The organism is Roseobacter sinensis, from assembly GCF_025755255.1.
Classification (GTDB): domain Bacteria; phylum Pseudomonadota; class Alphaproteobacteria; order Rhodobacterales; family Rhodobacteraceae; genus Roseobacter; species Roseobacter sinensis.
Genome location: NZ_JALIEB010000004.1, coordinates 39,604 through 58,590, shown reverse-complemented (window position 1 = coordinate 58,590; position 18,987 = coordinate 39,604). Strand labels below are relative to the sequence as shown.

At 61.8% G+C, this 18,987-nt stretch carries 23 protein-coding genes; 7 read left to right on the top strand and 16 right to left on the bottom strand.

Translation table 11 applies throughout. From position 1 onward, the window contains the following. The first annotated feature begins 4 nt into the window (after window positions 1–4). Together MUB52_RS07640 and MUB52_RS07635 are read left to right on the top strand one after the other, a co-directional pair. On the top strand, window positions 5–3,058 hold the full coding sequence (locus tag MUB52_RS07640; RefSeq protein WP_263843615.1) for an efflux RND transporter permease subunit: 3,054 nt from the start codon (window positions 5–7) through the stop codon (window positions 3,056–3,058). 75 nt (window positions 3,059–3,133) lie between these two features. Then, entirely contained in the window at window positions 3,134–3,472 is a 339-nt protein-coding gene (locus MUB52_RS07635; protein WP_263843614.1) for a hypothetical protein, read from the top strand. A 172-nt stretch (window positions 3,473–3,644) separates the two neighbouring features. Here the strand turns inward: MUB52_RS07635 and MUB52_RS07630 are convergent, their stop codons facing one another. Next, window positions 3,645–4,553: a LysR family transcriptional regulator gene (locus MUB52_RS07630; protein ID WP_263843613.1), complete on the bottom strand. Its 909-nt coding sequence runs from the start codon at window positions 4,551–4,553 to the stop codon at window positions 3,645–3,647. Between the two features lie 88 nt (window positions 4,554–4,641). Between MUB52_RS07630 and MUB52_RS07625 the strand changes: the two genes are divergently transcribed. From MUB52_RS07625 to MUB52_RS07615, 3 genes are all read left to right on the top strand, one after another. Beyond that, window positions 4,642–5,283 carry a class I SAM-dependent methyltransferase gene (locus MUB52_RS07625; RefSeq protein ID WP_263843612.1) on the top strand — a complete coding sequence of 214 codons (642 nt, stop codon included), beginning with the start codon at window positions 4,642–4,644 and terminating at the stop codon, window positions 5,281–5,283. A gap of 95 nt (window positions 5,284–5,378) precedes the next feature. After that, complete coding sequence (locus MUB52_RS07620) at window positions 5,379–5,807, top strand: DUF6326 family protein (RefSeq protein ID WP_263843611.1); 429 nt, start codon at window positions 5,379–5,381, stop codon at window positions 5,805–5,807. Next, window positions 5,804–6,475 carry a methyltransferase domain-containing protein gene (locus tag MUB52_RS07615; protein WP_263843610.1) on the top strand — a complete coding sequence of 224 codons (672 nt, stop codon included), beginning with the start codon at window positions 5,804–5,806 and terminating at the stop codon, window positions 6,473–6,475. The genes MUB52_RS07620 and MUB52_RS07615 overlap by 4 nt, the downstream gene beginning before the upstream one ends. On the opposite strand, the gene MUB52_RS07610 is transcribed toward MUB52_RS07615, so the two are convergent. Beyond that, on the bottom strand, window positions 6,448–7,161 hold the full coding sequence (locus MUB52_RS07610; protein ID WP_263843609.1) for a helix-turn-helix transcriptional regulator: 714 nt from the start codon (window positions 7,159–7,161) through the stop codon (window positions 6,448–6,450). The genes MUB52_RS07615 and MUB52_RS07610 overlap by 28 nt on opposite strands. A gap of 109 nt (window positions 7,162–7,270) precedes the next feature. Here MUB52_RS07610 and MUB52_RS07605 point away from each other — a divergent pair, with 109 nt between their 5' ends. After that, window positions 7,271–7,654, top strand: a complete 384-nt coding sequence (locus MUB52_RS07605; protein ID WP_263843608.1) for a GFA family protein — start codon at window positions 7,271–7,273, stop codon at window positions 7,652–7,654. A gap of 95 nt (window positions 7,655–7,749) precedes the next feature. On the opposite strand, the gene rplP is transcribed toward MUB52_RS07605, so the two are convergent. Genes rplP through rplB form a run of 5 tightly spaced genes read right to left on the bottom strand, consistent with a single transcriptional unit; the run spans window position 7,750 to window position 10,385 of the window. Next, window positions 7,750–8,163 (bottom strand): 50S ribosomal protein L16, encoded by a 414-nt coding sequence (gene rplP, locus MUB52_RS07600; protein ID WP_263843607.1) that lies wholly within the window; start codon window positions 8,161–8,163, stop codon window positions 7,750–7,752. 13 nt (window positions 8,164–8,176) lie between these two features. After that, window positions 8,177–8,884: a 30S ribosomal protein S3 gene (gene rpsC, locus MUB52_RS07595; RefSeq protein WP_263843606.1), complete on the bottom strand. Its 708-nt coding sequence runs from the start codon at window positions 8,882–8,884 to the stop codon at window positions 8,177–8,179. Continuing rightward, window positions 8,884–9,264 carry a 50S ribosomal protein L22 gene (gene rplV, locus MUB52_RS07590; protein ID WP_263843605.1) on the bottom strand — a complete coding sequence of 127 codons (381 nt, stop codon included), beginning with the start codon at window positions 9,262–9,264 and terminating at the stop codon, window positions 8,884–8,886. The genes rpsC and rplV overlap by 1 nt, the downstream gene beginning before the upstream one ends. Then, a complete protein-coding gene (gene rpsS / locus MUB52_RS07585) occupies window positions 9,261–9,539 on the bottom strand; it encodes a 30S ribosomal protein S19 (protein WP_263843604.1) in 279 nt (92 codons plus the stop codon). Before rpsS ends, rplV begins: the two co-directional genes overlap by 4 nt. A 3-nt stretch (window positions 9,540–9,542) precedes the next feature. Further along, window positions 9,543–10,385 carry a 50S ribosomal protein L2 gene (gene rplB / locus MUB52_RS07580; protein ID WP_263843603.1) on the bottom strand — a complete coding sequence of 281 codons (843 nt, stop codon included), beginning with the start codon at window positions 10,383–10,385 and terminating at the stop codon, window positions 9,543–9,545. Between the two features lie 333 nt (window positions 10,386–10,718). On the opposite strand from rplB, the gene MUB52_RS07575 reads away from it, so the two are divergent. After that, window positions 10,719–11,429 carry a tellurite resistance TerB family protein gene (locus MUB52_RS07575; protein ID WP_263843602.1) on the top strand — a complete coding sequence of 237 codons (711 nt, stop codon included), beginning with the start codon at window positions 10,719–10,721 and terminating at the stop codon, window positions 11,427–11,429. Between the two features lie 240 nt (window positions 11,430–11,669). On the opposite strand, the gene MUB52_RS07570 is transcribed toward MUB52_RS07575, so the two are convergent. From MUB52_RS07570 to rpsG, 9 genes are all read right to left on the bottom strand, one after another. Further along, a complete protein-coding gene (locus MUB52_RS07570; protein ID WP_263843601.1) occupies window positions 11,670–11,951 on the bottom strand; it encodes a hypothetical protein in 282 nt (93 codons plus the stop codon). 206 nt (window positions 11,952–12,157) lie between these two features. Continuing rightward, window positions 12,158–12,364: a cold-shock protein gene (locus tag MUB52_RS07565; RefSeq protein ID WP_263843600.1), complete on the bottom strand. Its 207-nt coding sequence runs from the start codon at window positions 12,362–12,364 to the stop codon at window positions 12,158–12,160. A 385-nt stretch (window positions 12,365–12,749) separates the two neighbouring features. After that, window positions 12,750–13,046: a 50S ribosomal protein L23 gene (locus MUB52_RS07560; protein ID WP_263843599.1), complete on the bottom strand. Its 297-nt coding sequence runs from the start codon at window positions 13,044–13,046 to the stop codon at window positions 12,750–12,752. Beyond that, entirely contained in the window at window positions 13,043–13,660 is a 618-nt protein-coding gene (gene rplD, locus MUB52_RS07555; RefSeq protein ID WP_263843598.1) for a 50S ribosomal protein L4, read from the bottom strand. The genes MUB52_RS07560 and rplD overlap by 4 nt, the downstream gene beginning before the upstream one ends. Beyond that, entirely contained in the window at window positions 13,657–14,535 is an 879-nt protein-coding gene (gene rplC, locus MUB52_RS07550) for a 50S ribosomal protein L3 (RefSeq protein WP_263843597.1), read from the bottom strand. Before rplC ends, rplD begins: the two co-directional genes overlap by 4 nt. A 21-nt stretch (window positions 14,536–14,556) precedes the next feature. Next, a complete protein-coding gene (gene rpsJ, locus MUB52_RS07545) occupies window positions 14,557–14,871 on the bottom strand; it encodes a 30S ribosomal protein S10 (protein ID WP_263843919.1) in 315 nt (104 codons plus the stop codon). Window positions 14,872–15,075: 204 nt separating this feature from the next. Then, window positions 15,076–16,251, bottom strand: coding sequence for an elongation factor Tu (tuf, locus tag MUB52_RS07540; protein ID WP_263843596.1), 1,176 nt, complete (start codon window positions 16,249–16,251; stop codon window positions 15,076–15,078). 78 nt (window positions 16,252–16,329) lie between these two features. Continuing rightward, complete coding sequence (gene fusA, locus MUB52_RS07535) at window positions 16,330–18,453, bottom strand: elongation factor G (RefSeq protein WP_263843595.1); 2,124 nt, start codon at window positions 18,451–18,453, stop codon at window positions 16,330–16,332. Between the two features lie 60 nt (window positions 18,454–18,513). After that, entirely contained in the window at window positions 18,514–18,984 is a 471-nt protein-coding gene (gene rpsG, locus MUB52_RS07530) for a 30S ribosomal protein S7 (RefSeq protein WP_263843594.1), read from the bottom strand. Window positions 18,985–18,987: the final 3 nt, after the last annotated feature.

Sequence of the window (18,987 nt, the reverse complement as noted above, 5' to 3'; positions counted from 1 at the left end):
GCCCATGGATCTTGCCCGGTTCGCTCTCGAGAAGCGGTTGATTTCGGCCGTCTCGACACTGCTCATTCTTGTGGCAGGGTATTTCGCCTATACGGCGCTGCCGCGCTTCGAAGACCCTGAATTCGTTATCCGTCAGGCACAGATCATCACGCCCTATCCTGGCGCCTCCGCCGAAGAAGTCGCGGAGGAAGTGACCGAAGTCGTCGAAAACGCACTTCAGCAGCTGCGGGGCATCGACGGGGTCCGCTCCGTGTCGTCGCCGGGCATCAGCACGGTCACGGTCGAATTCACCATTGCCTCCACACCGGACTATCCGGAGCTTGATCAGAAGTTCTCGCAGATGCGTGCGAAGATCTCGGACGCCCAATCGCAACTGCCGCCGAACGCGCTGGAAAGCCAGGTCTATGACGACTTCGGCGACGTCTATGCGCAGTACTACGCGATTGTCGGAGAAGGCTTTTCGCTGTCCGATCTCTACCAGTATGCCAAGGACCTGCAGCGAGAGCTGGTCACCGTGGAGGGTGTCTCGAAGGTCGTTCTCACGGGTGTCCAGAACGAGGTCATCTATGTCGAATACTCCCCCGCTCGGCTGACGGAGCTCGGTCTGGCACCAGCGCAGATCGGGCAACTCCTTGAAGGACAGAACCTCGTCACGCCGGCGGGCTCCGTTGTCGCCGGTATGGCGCGGCTGTCGGTGCGCCCCGAAGCCGCTGTGGGCTCCGTCGAGGCCATCGAGAACCTGCTGATCACTAATACCCAAATGGGCACGTCCTTCCGCCTCGGTGACATCGCGACTGTGTCGCGCGGGTTGGAAGAGCCGGCGCGCACTTTGCTCTATCGCGATGGCCAGCCCGCTGTCGGCATCGGCATCTCGAACCAATTGGGCGGGAACGTTGTCAATATGGCCAATGCCGTGAGAGAGCGCATCGCAGAGCTGGAGAGCGAAAGACCAATCGGGATCAACATCCTGCCGATCTCGGACCAGGGCGCGAGCGTCAAGGCCTCGGTCGACGACTTCGTGGTCAATGTCGCGCTCGCCCTGGCCATCGTGGTTGGCACGCTTCTGGTGTTCATGGGGCTGCGGTCCGGCATCCTGATGGGCGGGATCCTGTTGGTGACGGTCGCAGGCACGCTGTTCGGGATGTACCTCTACGGCCTCGACATGCAGCGGATCTCGCTGGGGGCGTTGATCATAGCCCTGGGCATGCTCGTGGACAACGCCATCGTGGTTGTCGAAGGCACGCTTGTCCGGGTGCAGCGCGGCGAAGAGGCGGGCCCAGCCTCGCGCGCCGTGGTCAAACAGACCATCTGGCCGCTATTGGGCGGCACTGTGGTCGGCATCCTCGCCTTCTCGCCCATCGGGTTTTCACCGGACAATACGGGCGAATACGCGGGCTCGCTGTTCTGGACGATTGCCATCGCTTTGCTGTTCTCCTGGCTCGTCGCGATCTGGCTGACGCCGTACTACTGCGTGTTGCTCTTGCAGAAGGACAAGGCGGACACAGCGCCAAAGGAGAATTCCATTCTGACCGGCTATCGCCGCCTTCTGGCGCACGCGATCAAGATCCGCTGGCTGACGGTGGGCGGTGTGGTGGCGCTCTTCGCCTCTGCGGTCGCGATGTTCAGCCAAGTGCCGCCGGGGTTCTTTCCAAACTCGACACGCGCACAATTCGTCATCGACTACTTCCTGCCGGAAGGGACGGACATCACCCGCACCCAAGCCGACATTCTGGAGATCGCCGACTACACCCGCGGACTGGACGGCGTGACTGGCACCAATACCGTGGTCGGGAGCGGTCATCTGCGGTTCATGCTGATCTACGAGTCAGAGAACAGCAATCCCGCCTATGGTCAGATACTCGTCGATGTCGCCGACTACGAAGACATCGACGGTCTGCGCACCCATCTCCAGGGGTATCTCGACGAGACCTACCCGGAAGCCAACCCCAAGGTCTGGACCTTCGTCCTTGGGCCAGGCGGCGGCTCGAAGATCGAAGCACGGTTCTTCGGTCCGGATCCGGCCGTCTTGCGGGCTCTGGCAGAACAGGCCAAGAGGATCATGTCGGACGCAGGCGCGGTCGCGGTCAAAGACGACTGGAAGGAACAAATCCAGGTCGTCCGCCCCGTGATCGATACCGAGAGTGCTCGGCGCCTGGGGCTGACGCAGGGCGAGATCTCCAACGCCATCTACGGCCATCTGACCGGCACCACCCTGGGCGTCTACCGGGAAGAGGACGACCTGCTGAACATCGTCATGCGGCCCGTCGAGGAGGCGCGCAACGACGTTGGCGCGCTCCGCGATGTTCAGATCTTCAGCAATGCAACAGGAAGCTATGTTCCGATCGGCCAGGTGGTCAACCGCTTCGACATCGTGTTCGAGGCGGGCAACCTGCGCCGGATAGATCGGGAACTTGCGATCACCGCCCAGTCGGACAACGCGCCCGGCATCCTGTCCGGCGATCTCTTCGAAGACATACGCGAGCCCATCGAGGCAATCGACCTGCCGCCTGGGTATGGCTTTGAGTGGAAGGGCGAGTATGGCAACAGCCAGGAGGCCAATGCCGGTCTGGCCTCGACCATGCCCCTTGGCTTTGGTGCGATGTTCATCGTGGTGCTGTTCCTCTTCAACGCTTGGCGACAGACGATCATCATCTGGCTGGCGGTGCCACTGGCGCTGATCGGGGTGATCTACGGCCTCGCAGGCACGCAGACGCCACTGGAGTTCATGGCCATCCTCGGCATCCTGTCGCTGACGGGGATGCTGATCAAAAACGCGATTGTTCTGATTGATGAGACCGACAGCCAGATCGCCGACGGCAAGGCGCGCATGTCCGCCGTGGTGGATGCGGCGGTCAGCCGTGTGCGGCCTGTGTCACTGGGCGTGCTGACAACCGTGCTGGGCGTCGTGCCGCTGTTGTGGGACCCGTTCTTCAAGTCGCTCGCGGTGGTGATCATCTGCGGTCTCAGCTTTGCTACGGTCCTGACCCTGATCATCGTGCCGACGCTTTATGCGATCTTTTTCCGTGTGAGCGACGACGAACGGGAACAGAAGGCCTAGGTGTCCGGCAGCGATCAGGCACGTCCGGCGCGCGGTTTGTTGCATCCGGCGACTTGTCTTGAGACAGGCTGAACCATGCTGAATCGGATGCTTGCCCTCGTCTGCCTGTTCTGCGCGGCATGCTCGGTGCCGCCGGATCGCGTGGCCTTTTCAGACCCGATCCCATCTGCCAGCGTTCAAAAGATCTATGTCACTACGAGCCGCCTTCCCAGTACCGAACCAATCGATGCACGGCAGGATCGAAACGCCAGGGTCAACTTCGCCCGGTTCGATGTCTCAATCCCTCCGACCCATGAACTTGGGCAGATCGAATGGCCGGACGGTCCTGTCGACCCTGAAACCGATTTCGCGGTCGTCGGGCAACAGGATCTGAAGACGAACGAAGGCTTTATCCGCACGCTGCGGGGCCTTTAGGATCATTCCGCAGATAAGATGAGGCACAGTCCTCCGCTGTACACACCTCCTATCATCACATGAGAAACGCGACATCTCGCCTTGAGCTGCGTAAATCCGAGATGCACAGCTGCGATGCCCGGAGGCGCAAGATCGGTGCGAAACAGTATGTCGGGCACGCGGCGTCGCGCGTTCAGTCACGCTTGAGATTACCCATCTCGCGGAAGCCCCGGACCAGAAGATCAAAGACGACCCTGATGCGTTTGCTGGTCTGGAGTTCCCGATGGGTCACAAGCCAGATCGGGAACTGAAAGGGCGGAAGCTCTGGCAAGACACGCTCTAGGGAAGGGTCTGGATCGCACAGCGCGTCGGGAAGCACGGAGAGGCCGAGGTCCGCGCGCAAGAGCTGCCAAACGACAACGCCGCTCTCGCTCGACATCACGAAGTTTTCGGGCCGCAGTGGAATGCCGAGATTGTGCATTGGTGCGATCAGGCGGGTCGGATCCGGGTTGCCGACAAAGTCATGGTCTGCGACGTCCCGTGGGGTGCGCGGCCGCCCCGCCCGGTCCAGGTAGGCTTTCGAGGCATAGAGACCCGCGTGGAAATCGCCCACGTGCCGTGCGATCAGATCTGGCTGTTCGGGGCGGACATGGCGGATGGCGATGTCGGCCTCCCGCTGAATGAGGTTTTGCAGGTCATTGGACGCAACAATGTTGACGCGGACACCTGGATTGCTGTCGCGCAAAGGCGCGAGCAGGCCCGGCAGTGTTTGAGCGGACAGCAGGTCGGTTGCTGTAACCGTCACAAGACCAGAGATATCCTCCGAATGCGCCGTCGCCGACATGGATATGCGTGTTGCCGCCTCTCCCATCACACGCACATGATCGAGCAAGTCGCGCCCCGCTTCAGTCAGAGTCGGCCCGCGCACGCTGCGTTCGAAAAGCGTGACGCCAAGTCTCTCCTCCAGTTCCGAGATCTGGCGCCCAATCGTTGGCTGTGTGGTCTTCAGCGCCCGTGCCGCACCGCTGAACGAGCCTTCCTCAGCCGTGGCCAAGAAGGCACGAACCTGATTCCAGTCAAAGGATATTGCGGCCCAGTTCATGCATGCACGTATAGCTGATGTAGAGATTTGGGCAATTATCCAACCAAAGACACACAGCTAAGTACGCCACAACACAACGAGGCGCACCATGCACACCACATTGCCACAAAACCACCCGGCCTCTTTCTGGGACAGAATTGCCCCGAAGTACGCGAAGAAACCCGTTAAGGACCCAACGGCCTACGCGGAAAAGCTTGAAACGGTTCGGGAGTTGGTGAAGCCCACCGATATCGTTCTGGAACTGGGTTGCGGGACCGGAACGACCGCGATCAAACTCGCGCCGTACGTCGCGGCCTATACGGCGACGGATGTGTCGCCTGCCATGATCCGCATTGCCGAAGAGAAAAACAGCTCCGCCCCTGTGAGCAATCTTCGTTTCGCCGTGGCAGACGCGTCACGCGTCGCTGGCGAAAGGCCCTTTGACGTCGTATTGGCCTTTAGCCTGCTTCACCTGGTGGACGATCTGCCTGTTGTCCTTCGTGCGGTTCACGATCAGCTGCGTCCCGGAGGGTTCTTCCTGTCAAAGACCGTTTGCCTCGGCGAGGGCAACATCGCCATTCGTGGCCTGGTTCGCGCCCTGACCGCTGTCGGTGTAGCGCCGAAGGTCAGGTCTCTGACAAAGGATGACCTGCTCGGCGCCTTGGACGACGCCAGGTTCGAGATCGACAGCTGCACCCAGTTTGGCAGCGGCCGGATCACTCCCTTCATTGTCGCGCGTCGCCGCGATTGATCTCCAAAGATTGCCGCAAGCCACCCGTTTCACCGACCTCCCGAACGCGGCGCGCAACGTGGCGCCCGCCCCTCTTGCTTTCGAAAGACCGCCCCATGCGCAAGATCGATCCGCACACCAAGCTCTCCGTCCTCTGGCTGTTCATCCTCTTGAACATCATCTTCAAGGACCTCCACCAATTCGTCATGCCGGGCGTCATCGCTCGCCTGATGACCGGCGAATTCAACGGTGTTCCGATCACCGAAGAGCTGATGCTGTTCGGTGGGATCGTCGTCTCGGTCCCGATCGGCATGGTGCCGCTGTCGCACCTCGTGCAGCGTCGGTCCCTCAGGCCGCTGACCTACTGCGCCGCAGCGCTCACCACCGTCACGATGGTCCCGCCGCAGCCGGTCGATCTTGACGACATGTATCACTTTGGCCTGCAACTGGTCGCGGTGGGCGCCATCATATGGACTGTCTGGCAATGGCGCGAAGATGTCACCGCACAAGCGGCCGCTTCGGCGCCGAAGGCTGTTTCGCGATGACCCTCGTCGATTACAAACCTCCAGACCTCGTACCGCTCTATGATCGGCTTGCGTCATCCTATGACAGGCTGCACAGACGCTGGCTGCGGCATGCCGGGGGCGAGGCGCAGGCCGCGCTGGAGGCCGCGGTTCGAGCCTTCGCAGCACCTGACGCCCGGTTGCTGGATGCAGGCTGTGGCACCGGTGCCTTCGCACGGAGACTTGTTGCCGAGGGATTTGCGCCAAACCGCCTCACGTTGCTGGACCCCTCCGAGGCAATGCTGCAACGCTGCACCGACATCCCGAGCGACAAGGTTCTGGGGCGGCTTGAAGCGATGCCGTTCGAGGATCATACTTTTGACGTTCTGACCTGCGCCTGGGCGCTTGAAACATCGACCGATTTGACGCTAGCGATCGCCGAGATGTTTCGGGTCCTGCGCCCGGGGGGGTTACTCTGCCTCGCGTTCTGTGCAGATCAGCCACCGCGCGGGGTGATGGACTGGATCATAAGCCGCACGCTACAACTCCGCGGAACGGGTAGGTTTCTGTCGGTGCGCGGTGTGACGGCATTGATCGAGGCGCAGGGCAGCTCGCGGGTTGTCTCGGTGCCTCTGACTGGCCCGGTGGCAACGGTGATCGCGCAACGGGCGCAGGTGGAGGGCTACTCGGTCCTGCCTGCCCGCCCGTAGCGCAGCCGCTCATCTTCCATCGCCGCCTGCCATTCTGTCCTGAGCAGGTCCATCCGACGGGGAATTTTCTCTTCCAGGATCTCCCCCGCGACAATCCGTTCCGTTCGAAAATAGCGAAAGCCATGCCGCAGCTCGCACCAGGCTGCTACAATCCGGCCCTCATCGCGATAGCCCAGAAGGATCGGCCAGATCACGCGCTTTGTTGACGCACTACGTGAATCGCGATAGGTCAGCGCAATTTTGACCCGCCGCCGGATGGCCCGCCGGATCTCCGATGCATCCAGCGCTTCGGCGGGTTGCGCGACAGGTGCGACACTGACCACTGGCTCCACAAAGGATGTCTCGAAGCGGGCAGGTGTCACGGTTTCGATCTTGGTGAGCAGTTTCTCAGCCGCAAGAGCCAGGTCAGGCTCCCCACGGGTGCGAACCCACTGCGCACCGAGGATCGCGGCTTCGATTTCATCAGACGTCAGCATCAGCGGCGGCATGTGAAATCCGGCCTCGAGAACATAGCCGACGCCAGCTTCGCCTTGGATCGGAACACCTTGTGCCATCAGCGCCGCGACATCGCGGTACACCGTCCTCTTTGTGACACCAAGTTCATCGCCAATGGACTGCCCGGACATCGGGTTTTTCGCGCGCCGGAGGATCTCGATGATCTCAAAAAGCCTGTCGCCGCGTCTCATGCCGGTCTCCTCGCGTTGAGACTAACCATGCTGACATGATGGTGACAACACGCTGTCAGCAGGGGGCGGCTAGGGATGAACCGTCAGATCAGAGCGCGAGGAACATCTCATGACCATCACCGGAAGTTGCGCGTGCGGAACCGTCCGCTTTGCCATAGAGGGCAGGCCGTCTGCGCTGGGGACCTGTCACTGTTCGCGATGCCGAAAGCTGGGTTCATCAACGATTCTCTTCGTGACGCGGGACCAGTTCCGCCTGCTGAGCGGCGCAGACCATATCAAGACCATATCGCCGCGACCGCCCTACACCTACACCCGGTCGTTCTGCCGTGCATGCGGCACGGCTTTGGGCGAGCCCTTGTCGCCAGACGCATCCTTTCCGATCAACGCCCATTGCCTCGATGATGATCCCGGCGTGGCGCATGGCTTCCATGAGTTCACGGAAGATAGACCGGCCTGGGATAGGCCGGTGACGACAGAGGAGATAGCCCAATGAAAAGACCCCCGCCGATTGCTCGGCCGGGGCTCATGTTTTTCTAACAAGGCGCGCTGCTCACCTGGGACAGCGCATTGGGGCCGAAGCAACCGGGGTTACCAGTCCTCGCGGACCACCACGCGGGTCTTGATGGGCAGTTTCATCGCCGCGAGGCGCAGCGCTTCGCGGGCGACGTCGTCGTTCACGCCGTCGATCTCGAACATCACGCGACCGGGTTTGACCTTCGCCGCCCAGCGGTCGACGGAGCCCTTGCCCTTACCCATCCGAACTTCGATGGGCTTGGCGGTCACTGGCACGTCTGGGAAGATCCGGATCCAGACCCGGCCCTGACGTTTCATGTGGCGCGTCATGGCACGACGGGCTGCCTCGATCTGACGGGCCGTGACCCGCTCGGGCTCAAGCGCCTTGAGACCATAGGTGCCGAAGTTCAGGTCAGACCCACCCTTGGCAAAACCCTTGATCGAGCCCTTGAACTGCTTGCGGAATTTCGTGCGTTTTGGTTGTAGCATCTGTCATTCCCCCTTAGCGACGGCCGCCGGCACCACGCGGTGCAGGACCATCCTGGAGTTCCTGTGCTTTACGGTCACGCGCGGAGGGGTCGTGCTCCATGATCTCGCCTTTGAAGATCCAGGTCTTGATCCCGATGATCCCGTAGGCGGTCGTGGCTTCCACATGTGCGTAGTCGATATCGGCCCGCAGTGTGTGCAGCGGCACGCGACCCTCACGGTACCATTCGGTCCGCGCGATCTCGGCCCCGCCCAGACGGCCCGCGACGTTCACGCGGATGCCAAGAGCGCCCATGCGCATGGCGTTCTGCACCGCACGCTTCATGGCGCGGCGGAACGACACCCGACGCTCAAGTTGCTGCGCGATGCTCTCACCCACGAGGGCCGCATCCAGCTCGGGCTTGCGCACTTCAACGATGTTGAGGTGCAGCTCGCTGTCGGTCATCTTGGCGATCTTCTGGCGCAGACCTTCGATGTCCGCGCCTTTCTTGCCGATAATGACACCGGGGCGGGCCGTATGGATCGTCACGCGGCACTTCTTGTGCGGACGTTCGATGATCACACGGGCCACACCGGCCTGCTTGCATTCTTCCTTGATGAATTCACGGATCGCGATGTCTTCCAGCAGAAGATCACCGTATTCTTTCGTATCGGCGTACCAGCGGCTGTCCCAGGTGCGGTTCACCTGCAGGCGCATGCCAATCGGATTGACTTTGTTTCCCATTAGGCTTGCTCCTCTACCTGACGCACCAGAATCGTGATTTCCGAGAACGGCTTGATGATCTTGCCGAACCGGCCACGTGCGCGCGGACGTCCCCGCTTCATGGTCAGGTTTTTGCCCACATAGGCCTCTGCGACGATCAGCTCGTCCACATCAAGGTTGTGGTTGTTTTCCGCGTTCGCGATTGCTGACTGAAGGCATTTCTTCACGTCCAGTGCGATCCGTTTCTTCGAGAAGGTCAGGTCCGTCAGGGCCTTGTCCACCTTCTTGCCCCGGATCATCGCGGCCACGAGGTTCAGTTTCTGCGGGGACGTGCGAAGCATGCGCAGCTTTGCCATGGCTTCGTTGTCCGCCACCCGGCGGGGGTTCTTATCCTTGCTCATTTGCGCTTCGCCTTCTTGTCAGCGGCGTGACCGTAGTAGGTCCGCGTGGGCGAATACTCACCGAACTTCTGACCGATCATGTCCTCGGTGACATTCACCGGGATATGCTTGTGGCCATTGTAGACGCCGAATGTGAGGCCCACGAACTGGGGCAGGATTGTCGAGCGACGCGACCAGATCTTGATCACTTCGTTGCGGCCGCTTTCGCGGGACGCTTCGGCCTTTTTCAACACGTAGCTGTCGACAAAAGGACCTTTCCAAACAGAGCGTGCCATATGTTAGCGCCCCTTCTTCTTGGCGTGCCGCGAGCGCAGGATGAGCTTGCTGGACGCTTTTTTCTTGTTTCGGGTCTTTGCACCCTTTGTCGGCTTGCCCCAGGGGGTCACCGGGTGACGGCCACCAGAGGTCCGGCCTTCACCACCACCATGCGGGTGGTCGATCGGGTTCATCACGACACCACGCACAGAGGGGCGGATGCCCTTGTGGCGCATGCGGCCCGCTTTACCGTAGTTCTGGTTCGAGTTGTCGGGGTTCGACACAGCACCAACCGTCGCCATGCACTCCTGACGCACGAGGCGCAGCTCGCCAGAGCTCAGACGGATCTGAGCGTAGCCACCGTCGCGGCCCACGAATTGCGCGTAGGTGCCGGCGGCACGGGCGATCTGACCGCCCTTGCCGGGCTTCATCTCGATGTTGTGCACGATTGTCCCGATGGGCATGCCCGAGAAGGGCATCGCGTTGCCGGGCTTGATGTCGGCCTTGGTCGACGCAATCACCGTGTCACCCACCGCGAGGCGCTGCGGTGCCAGGATATACGCCTGCTCGCCGTCGTCATATTTTACGAGCGCGATAAAGGCGGTGCGGTTGGGGTCGTATTCGATGCGTTCGACGGTCGCCGACACATCGAGCTTGTTCCGTTTGAAGTCGACGATCCGGTAGAGGCGCTTGGCCCCGCCGCCTTTGCGGCGCATCGTGATCCGTCCGGTGTTGTTCCGTCCGCCGTTCTTGGTCAACCCTTCGGTGAGGGATTTGACCGGGCGGCCTTTCCAGAGCTCCGAACGGTCGATCAGTACCAGCCCACGCTGGCCCGGCGTCGTCGGTTTGTACGACTTGAGTGCCATGTTGTCTGTCTTCCGTTTTGCTAACGGCGTCATCTGACGCCTATGGTATGAAGGCCCCCGTAGGTGCCCGGGTGTTCGATGTCGCGCACGACAAATACAGCAGCCCCGGACGAATCCGGGGCTTGCCGATGCGTTCGTTTAAGAGAGTGCGCTCTTGGGGTCAAGCCGGGAGGGGCCGAAACCTGAGGTTTTTCAGCGGGTCATCCCCGTCTGCCCCGGCCCACTCCAGCCTTTGGCGCCTATTCGCCGCGCAAAACCCGCGCTGAGCTTCTGGCTTCCTTACGTCGCCAAACGGATGCTAGGCTCTGAGAGGTCTTGGGTGGAGGGAATACCATGAGCTTTGTGAAGGCACTTGCCGCGGTTGCTGTCGGTTTTGCGGCGGCCAAGGGGATGGACAAGTACAAGAAGATGGGCGGCATGGCCGGTCTGCAGGATGCCATGCAAGGGGCGGGCAACAGCAACATAGCCGACCAGCTCGGCCGCATGGCCGATCAGTTCGGCATCCCCGGCGGCTCGGCGCAGGTGAAAAGTCTGTTTGGCCAGATGGGCCAGGCGACCGCAGGGGCGACCGAAGCGGGGGCCGCAGGCTTGGGCGGGCTGATGGCCAGTATGCGCGGTGCGGCCGAGGCCGGCAGCCAGCAGTCGGCTGCGATGATGGATGCCATGTTCGGCAATACACCGGTCGGCGACGCGATGGAGCAGCAGGCCAAGCTGATGATCCGCGCGATGATCCAGGCGGCGAAGGCCGATGGCGAGATCGATGAAGAAGAACAAGCCGCCATCGTCGACCGACTCGGCGACATCAGCGAGGAAGAGCGTGAATTCGTGAAGGCTGAGCTGCAAGCGCCCGTCGATCTGCCGAGCCTGATCCAGGAGGCTGGCACAGTCGGGCGCGAGCAGATCTACTCCACCTCGCTGGCGGCAATTCGCATCGACAATCCCGCAGAGGCTCAATACATGCGACAACTCGCGACGGGCCTCGGCCTGACCGACGAACAACGCGACGCGATCCACGCGCGGATGGGTGTGGCGGCGCCGAGCTGACCGTGAACGGCCCGCTTCGGCTTCTTGGCCGGTCGGGTCCCTTCTGGGGCTCGCCTCCGAACAGGGGCGTCACCCTCATTGGAACGTGGAAAGCCGCATGTCGGTGTTTTGCCGACATCGCGTCTGTGCACACGTGAGGTAGCGGCTGGCCCAGTCAAAGCCGGGGCGATCACGAACGCAGAGCGCTACCGACCCTGAGAGATATGCGCGGACCTCGACCCACCGGTCCAGCATCGAATATCAGCGTTTGACGTTGGATTTCTTCGGCGTCCCGCTGCCCCTTGTTGGTGTTTGGGCAGCGGCGGTTTCGCCGGCCGTGCTTGCTTTCTGCTCAAGGCGTGCGGCACGGAGGCGGGCCGTTTTCATCTGCCGCTTCTTTGCCTCGCCTTCGGTGATCTCCCGAACGATCCGCGTGGTCTTGTCGAGGTTCGTTTCCGCGGCCGGCTTGAGGGGTCCGAACAAGGTGTCCTTTTTCGGTCTGGGCATTTTCACGACTCCTTTTTCCGGGCTTTCGATCGCCATCCGGCACAAAGACCAAAGTTCGAACACGAGGTCACGCAGGCAGGGCCCGGCATCGCGATGCGCCCGCGCCGGAAAACCACGAGATGTCAAGGGCTGACGAAACCAATTCCGTGCCTCGCCGCGGCATAAAAAAACGGGCGCTTCGTCTCAGATACGCCCGTCCATAGTATAGTCATGTAGCGGACCCCGGTAACGGGGTCGGCGCATCACGCAAGTGCGATGTTTGCTGCGCTGTCGCGGCCATCACGACCGGCTTCGATATCGAACGTCACCTTCTGGTCGTCTGCCAGACCGGTCAGACCGGCCCGCTCGACCGCAGAGATGTGCACGAACACGTCCTTGCTGCCGCCATCGGGCGCGATGAATCCAAAACCTTTTGTCGTGTTAAACCATTTGACTGTGCCAGTGGCCATTGTCGTTCTCCTTGTTTGATGCCCGCGAAATGCGGCATGTCGGCTAAGTCAGAGCAAGATCGAATAGACTGAGCCTTAAGGAGCAATTTAACCGATAGCGTTAACGTCGCAGGTCACATGTGGGCCTTTCCGCAGGCAATTGCAAGGCCTATCTGGGTACCGGCACCGGGGCGCCGTGCCGGACGCACGGCTTTCGGACGAGGCGGCAGACCGCACCGGCAGCACCGCCTTCGCGCCGCACAGAGAGCCGCAGCGGTCATGTTCAGCGACCGCTGCGATGCGGCTCGGGACGGCGGATCCGAGGTCCGAGACACCCAGTCCCTTGCAATGGAAAACCCCGGCCTGTTTCCAGACCGGGGTTTTCACTTTTCAGCGGTCTCGCGGCTCAAAGGCCAGTGGAGACGTCGATCGTGTTGCCCTCTTCGAGGGTCACATAGGCTTTCTTGACGTCTTTCCGCTTGCCCATCTGGCCACGGAAGCGTTTGACCTTGCCCTTGGTGATGGTCGTGTTGACAGCTTTCACCTTTACGCCAAAGAGCGCCTCGACGGCCTCCTTGATCTGGGGCTTGTTGCTGTCCATCGCCACTTCGAAGACCACGGCACCATTCTCGGACGTCATGGTGGCCTTCTCGGTGATGATCGGCTTGCGGATCACGTCGTAGTGTTCGGCTTTCGCGTTCATTTCAGGCGTGCCTCCAGTGCTTCGACACCCGCCTTCGTGATCACCAGCGTGTCGCGGCGGAGGATGTCATATACGTTTGCGCCCATCGTCGGCAGGATATCGAGGCCCTCGATGTTCCGCGCCGCCTGTGCGAAGTTCTCGTTCACCGAGGCGCCGTCGATGACCAGCGCGCGTTTCCAGCCCAGGTTGGCCACCTGTTTGGCCAGCGCGGCGGTTTTGCCGGTCGCGGCGGCCTCGTCCAGGATCACCAGCTCGCCCGCTTTTGCCTTGGCGCTGAGCGCGTGGCGCAGGCCGAGCTTGCGGAACTTCTTGGTCAGCTCATGGCCGTGGCTGCGCGGGGTCGGGCCTTTGTAGATCCCACCCTTGCGGAAGATCGGCGCGTTGCGGTCACCGTGGCGGGCGCCGCCGGTGCCCTTCTGGCGATAGATCTTCTTGGTCGAGTAGCTGGTTTCCGAGCGTGTCTTGACCTTATGCGTACCGGCCTGCGCGTTGTTGCGCTGCCAGCGCACGACGCGGTGCAGGATGTCGGCGCGCGGCTCCAGGCCAAAGAGGTCCTCGCTCAGCTCAACCGACCCGGCCTTCTTGCCGTCGAGTTTGATGACATCGAGTTTCATGCGTCACCTTCTTTCTTCTCTTCGCCGTCTTCGGCAGGTGCCTCATCCGACTTCTCGGCTGCGATTTCCGCTTCCGCAGCCTTCAGCGCTTCGGCTTCGGCGGCGGCTTGCTCTTCGGCGAGACGCTTGGCTTCGGCTTCGGCCTCTGCGGCAGCAGCGGCTGCGGCTTCTTCCGCGGCCTTGGCGGCGGCTTCGGCGTCGGACTTCAGCGCAGCGGGCAGGATCGCGTTCTCAGGGAACGGTTTCTTGACCGCATCCTTGACCGTCACCCAGCCTCCTTTCGAGCCCGGAACCGCACCCTTGACCATGATCAGGCCACGGTCGGCATCTGTGCGCACAACCTGCAGGTTCTGCGTGGTGACACGAGCGGCCCCCATGTGACCGGCCATCTTCTTGCCTTTGAAGACCTTGCCCGGATCCTGACACTGACCGGTCGAGCCGTGCGAGCGGTGGCTGATCGACACGCCGTGCGAGGCGCGCAGACCGCCGAAGTTGTGCCGCTTCATCGCACCGGCAAAACCCTTACCGATGGAGGTGCCCGCCACATCGACGAACTGGCCCTCGAAGTAGTGGTTCGCGGTGATTTCCTCACCGACGTTGATCAGGTTCTCGGCATCGACGCGGAACTCGGCCACCTTGCGCTTCGGTTCCACCTTGGCGGCGGAGAAGTGGCCACGCATGGCCTTGGAGGTCCGCTTGGCCTTGGCTGTACCCGCGCCGAGTTGCACGGCGGAATAGCCGTCTTTCTCAGCGGTGCGTTGGGCCACGACCTGCAGCTTGTCGAGTTGAAGCACGGTTACAGGGATCTGCTTGCCGTCTTCCATGAAGAGCCGGGTCATCCCGACCTTTTTTGCAATAACGCCTGAGCGCAACATGATTGAAACCCTCCCTGACGCTTACGATTGCAGCTTGATCTCGACGTCCACGCCAGCGGCGAGGTCGAGCTTCATCAGCGCGTCCACGGTCTGGGGGGTCGGATCAACGATATCCAGCAGGCGCTTGTGCGTGCGGATCTCGAACTGGTCACGGGATTTCTTGTCCACGTGGGGGCCACGCAGAACGGTGAATTTCTCGATCTTGTTCGGCAGCGGGATCGGGCCGCGAACGGAGGCACCTGTGCGCTTGGCGGTGTTGACGATCTCCTGTGTGGATGTATCCAGCACACGGTAGTCAAACGCCTTGAGGCGGATGCGGATGTTTTGGCTTTGAATGGCCATCTGTCTTTTCCCTTACTCGGGTCTCAAACGGAGAGGAAGAGCAGCCTTATTGCCACCCTTCGTCGCGTTGCTTTCTTTTGGAGCGCCCGGAAGCGCTCCGCAATCTGGTCCCGGTCTCGACCGGATGCTGTGGCGCCGCTCTCGTCATTGCTGCGCAACGACTGCCGCGGGGGCCACCCACTGGGTTTGTTTCCGTGATTACTCTGTAATCTTGGAAACAACCCCTGCGCCGACGGTGCGGCCGCCTTCGCGGATCGCGAAGCGCAGGCCCTGTTCCATCGCGATCGGCGCGATCAGCTCGACGCCGAAGGCCACGTTGTCGCCCGGCATCACCATCTCCGTGCCCTCGTTCAGCTGAACCGTGCCGGTCACATCCGTCGTGCGGAAGTAGAACTGCGGGCGGTAGTTCGCGAAGAACGGCGTGTGGCGGCCACCCTCATCCTTGGTCAGGATGTAGGCCTCGGCCTCGAACTTGGTGTGCGGCGTCACGCTCCCTGGCTTGCAGAGCACCTGACCACGCTCCACGCCGTCGCGGTCGATGCCGCGCAGCAGGGCGCCGATGTTGTCGCCCGCTTCGCCACGGTCCAGCAGCTTGCGGAACATCTCGACACCGGTGCAGGTCGTTTTCTGGGTGTCGCGAATGCCGACGATCTCGATCTCGTCGCCCACGTTGATCACGCCCCGCTCGACACGCCCCGTCACCACGGTACCGCGGCCGGAGATCGAGAACACGTCCTCGACCGGCATCAGGAAGGGCTGGTCCACCGCGCGCTCGGGCGTCGGGATCCACTCGTCGACAGCCGCCATCAGCTTGCGGATCGATTCCTCGCCGATCTCGGGATTGTTGCCTTCCATCGCCGCCAGCGCCGAGCCGGGGATCACGGGAATGTCGTCGCCGGGGTACTCGTAGGAGCTGAGCAGCTCGCGGATCTCCATCTCGACGAGCTCGAGCAGCTCTTCGTCATCCACCTGGTCGACCTTGTTCATGTAGACAACCATCGTCGGGATGCCCACCTGGCGGCCCAGCAGGATGTGCTCGCGCGTCTGCGGCATCGGGCCGTCGGCCGCGTTCACCACCAGGATCGCGCCGTCCATCTGCGCCGCACCGGTGATCATGTTCTTGACGTAGTCCGCGTGGCCGGGGCAGTCGACATGTGCGTAGTGGCGCGCGTCGGTCTCATATTCCACATGCGCGGTCGAAATGGTGATGCCGCGCGCCTTCTCTTCCGGTGCACCGTCGATCTGGTCATAGGCCTTGAAGTCGCCGAAATACTTCGTGATCGCCGCCGTCAGCGTCGTCTTCCCGTGGTCAACGTGACCAATCGTGCCAATGTTTACGTGCGGTTTCGTACGTTCAAACTTTGCCTTTGCCATGGTGGCCTCCTTAGGTGTTCGTGTGGATGGCCGCGCCACCCGGTGTTGGTGTTCGCCGCCCCGTCCGGGGCGACCGAATTAAGCGAATTTTGCCTGGATCTCGTCGGAGATATTCTGCGGCACCGGATCGTAGTGATCGAACTGCATTGTGAACTGCGCACGCCCCGAGGACATCGAGCGCAGCGTGTTGATGTAGCCGAACATGTTCGCCAGCGGCACGAAGGCGTCAATCGCGATGGCGTTGCCGCGCGGCTCCTGACCGGACACCTGCCCGCGACGGGACGTCAGGTCGCCGATGATGCCGCCGGTGTATTCCTCGGGCGTGACAACCTCGACCTTCATGATCGGCTCCAAGAGCTTCGCGCCGGCCTTCTTCATGCCTTCGCGCATCCCCATACGGGCGGCGATTTCGAAGGCCAGAACGCTGGAATCCACATCGTGGAACTTGCCGTCGATGAGTGCCACCTTGAAGTCGATCACCGGGAAGCCAGCCAGAGGACCCGAGTCCATCACCGATTTGATGCCTTTTTCCACGCCGGGGATGTATTCCTTCGGCACGGCACCACCAACGATACGGCTCTCGAAGGAGTAGCCTTCGCCCGGATCGGTCGGGGTCAGGATCATCTTCACTTCCGCGAACTGACCGGAGCCACCAGACTGTTTCTTGTGGGTGTAGGTGATCTCGGCTTCCTTCGAGATCGTCTCGCGATAGGCCACCTGCGGCGCGCCGATGTTGGCCTCGACCTTGAATTCGCGCTTCAGGCGGTCGACCAGAATGTCGAGGTGCAGTTCGCCCATGCCCTTCATGATGGTCTGACCGGACTCGAGGTCTGTCTCTACCCGGAAGGAGGGGTCTTCGGCGGCCAGACGCGCGAGACCTTGAGACATCTTCTCCTGGTCGTTCTTCGTCTTCGGCTCGACCGCGATCTCGATCACCGGATCGGGGAAGGTCATGGTTTCCAGCACCACCGGATCGTTCTTATCGCAGAGCGTGTCACCGGTGGTGGTGTCCTTGAGCCCCGCAAGCGCGATGATGTCGCCGGCGAAGGCCTCGTCGATCTCCTCGCGGTTGTTGGAGTGCATCATCATCATGCGGCCCACACGCTCGGGCTTGCCCTTGGTGGAGTTCAGGAGCTGGTCACCTTTCTTCATCACGCCGGAATAGATGCGGGTGAAGGTCAGCGAGCCCACGAAGGGGTCGTTCATGATTTTGAAGGCGAGGCCCGCAAACGGCATCGCGTCATCCGCGCGGCGGGCGATGTTGCGTTCTTCGTTCTCGTCGCCCGGCTTGAAGCCCATGTAGTCGACAACATCGAGCGGGCTCGGCAGATAGTCGATCACGGCGTTCAGAAGCGGCTGCACGCCCTTGTTCTTGAAGGCGGAGCCACCGAGCACGGGTACGAAATGCAGCGCCAGCGTGCCCTTGCGCAGCAGTTTGCGCAGCGTCTCGATGTCGGGCTCGTTGCCTTCGAGGTATTCCATCATTGCGTCGTCGTCTTCTTCGACGGCCGCTTCGATCATCTTGCCGCGCCACTCGTCCGCCTGGTCTTTCAGGCTGTCACGGATGGGCTGCTTGATCCAGGAGGCGCCGAGGTCTTCGCCCTTCCAGACCCACTCTTCCATGGTCACAAGATCGATCAGGCCTTCCAGCTCGTTTTCCGCGCCAATCGGCAGAGCCACGGGCACCGCGCGGGCGCCGGTGCGGTCTTCGATCATGCGCACGCAGTTGAAGAAGTCGGCGCCGATCTTGTCCATCTTGTTGACGAAGACGATCCGCGGCACCTTGTAACGGTCGGCCTGGCGCCAGACGGTCTCGGTCTGCGGCTCCACACCGGCGTTCGCGTCCAGAACGCAGACGGCACCGTCGAGCACCGCGAGCGAGCGTTCCACCTCGATGGTGAAGTCCACGTGGCCGGGCGTGTCGATGATGTTCATCCGATACTTGGTGTCGGACGTACCCTCATTGGTGGGCTCTTCCTGACGCTGCCAGAATGTGGTGGTCGCAGCGGAGGTGATGGTGATGCCACGCTCCTGCTCCTGCTCCATCCAGTCCATTGTGGCTGCACCATCGTGCACCTCACCGATGTTGTGGGACTTGCCTGTGTAATACAGGATACGTTCGGAACAGGTGGTTTTGCCGGCATCGATGTGCGCCATGATGCCGAAGTTGCGGTAGCGTTGGAGCGGATAGTCGCGGGCCATGGGGCTGCTTCCTCGGATGTATCTAAAACGGATCATCGCGCCCCAAGGGGCGCGACAGTGTTACCAGCGGTAGTGGCTGAACGCTTTGTTGGCGTCGGCCATCTTGTGTGTGTCTTCGCGCTTCTTCACCGCGGTGCCGCGGGACTGAACAGCGTCGAGAAGTTCACCGGCCAGGCGCTCTTCCATCGTGTTCTCGTTGCGCGACCGGGAGGCCTTGATGAGCCAGCGGATCGCCAGCGCTTCGCGGCGCTCGGGGCGCACTTCGACGGGCACCTGATAGGTGGCCCCACCTACACGGCGGGAACGGACTTCGACGCTGGGCTTGATGTTGTCGAGCGCTTCGTGGAAGACCTCGACGGGCGCGCGCTTGATCTTGTCTTCGACCCGGGTCAGGGCGTTGTAGACGATGCGCTCTGCGACCGACTTCTTGCCGTCGATCATCAGGTTGTTCATGAATTTGGTCAGCACCAGATCGCCATATTTGGCGTCGGGCAGGACTTCGCGTTTTTCGGCTGCGTGGCGACGGGACATCTT

Excerpts from the sequence above, each read along its gene's own strand:
- MUB52_RS07565 (WP_263843600.1), bottom strand. The coding sequence starts at position 12,364 with ATGGCCACTGGCACAGTCAAATGGTTTAACACGACAAAAGGTTTTGGA.
- MUB52_RS07560 (WP_263843599.1), bottom strand. The coding sequence starts at position 13,046 with ATGAACGCGAAAGCCGAACACTACGACGTGATCCGCAAGCCGATCATC.
- rpsC (WP_263843606.1), bottom strand. The coding sequence starts at position 8,884 with ATGGGAAACAAAGTCAATCCGATTGGCATGCGCCTGCAGGTGAACCGC.
- tuf (WP_263843596.1), bottom strand. The coding sequence starts at position 16,251 with ATGGCAAAGGCAAAGTTTGAACGTACGAAACCGCACGTAAACATTGGC.
- MUB52_RS07625 (WP_263843612.1), top strand. The coding sequence starts at position 4,642 with ATGCACACCACATTGCCACAAAACCACCCGGCCTCTTTCTGGGACAGA.
- MUB52_RS07630 (WP_263843613.1), bottom strand. The coding sequence starts at position 4,553 with ATGAACTGGGCCGCAATATCCTTTGACTGGAATCAGGTTCGTGCCTTC.
- MUB52_RS07610 (WP_263843609.1), bottom strand. The coding sequence starts at position 7,161 with ATGAGACGCGGCGACAGGCTTTTTGAGATCATCGAGATCCTCCGGCGC.
- MUB52_RS07575 (WP_263843602.1), top strand. The coding sequence starts at position 10,719 with ATGAGCTTTGTGAAGGCACTTGCCGCGGTTGCTGTCGGTTTTGCGGCG.
- rpsG (WP_263843594.1), bottom strand. The coding sequence starts at position 18,984 with ATGTCCCGTCGCCACGCAGCCGAAAAACGCGAAGTCCTGCCCGACGCC.
- rplC (WP_263843597.1), bottom strand. The coding sequence starts at position 14,535 with ATGTTGCGCTCAGGCGTTATTGCAAAAAAGGTCGGGATGACCCGGCTC.
- fusA (WP_263843595.1), bottom strand. The coding sequence starts at position 18,453 with ATGGCCCGCGACTATCCGCTCCAACGCTACCGCAACTTCGGCATCATG.
- rplB (WP_263843603.1), bottom strand. The coding sequence starts at position 10,385 with ATGGCACTCAAGTCGTACAAACCGACGACGCCGGGCCAGCGTGGGCTG.
- MUB52_RS07615 (WP_263843610.1), top strand. The coding sequence starts at position 5,804 with ATGACCCTCGTCGATTACAAACCTCCAGACCTCGTACCGCTCTATGAT.
- MUB52_RS07635 (WP_263843614.1), top strand. The coding sequence starts at position 3,134 with ATGCTGAATCGGATGCTTGCCCTCGTCTGCCTGTTCTGCGCGGCATGC.
- MUB52_RS07620 (WP_263843611.1), top strand. The coding sequence starts at position 5,379 with ATGCGCAAGATCGATCCGCACACCAAGCTCTCCGTCCTCTGGCTGTTC.
- rplP (WP_263843607.1), bottom strand. The coding sequence starts at position 8,163 with ATGCTACAACCAAAACGCACGAAATTCCGCAAGCAGTTCAAGGGCTCG.
- rplD (WP_263843598.1), bottom strand. The coding sequence starts at position 13,660 with ATGAAACTCGATGTCATCAAACTCGACGGCAAGAAGGCCGGGTCGGTT.
- rplV (WP_263843605.1), bottom strand. The coding sequence starts at position 9,264 with ATGAGCAAGGATAAGAACCCCCGCCGGGTGGCGGACAACGAAGCCATG.
- MUB52_RS07640 (WP_263843615.1), top strand. The coding sequence starts at position 5 with ATGGATCTTGCCCGGTTCGCTCTCGAGAAGCGGTTGATTTCGGCCGTC.
- MUB52_RS07570 (WP_263843601.1), bottom strand. The coding sequence starts at position 11,951 with ATGGCGATCGAAAGCCCGGAAAAAGGAGTCGTGAAAATGCCCAGACCG.
- MUB52_RS07605 (WP_263843608.1), top strand. The coding sequence starts at position 7,271 with ATGACCATCACCGGAAGTTGCGCGTGCGGAACCGTCCGCTTTGCCATA.
- rpsS (WP_263843604.1), bottom strand. The coding sequence starts at position 9,539 with ATGGCACGCTCTGTTTGGAAAGGTCCTTTTGTCGACAGCTACGTGTTG.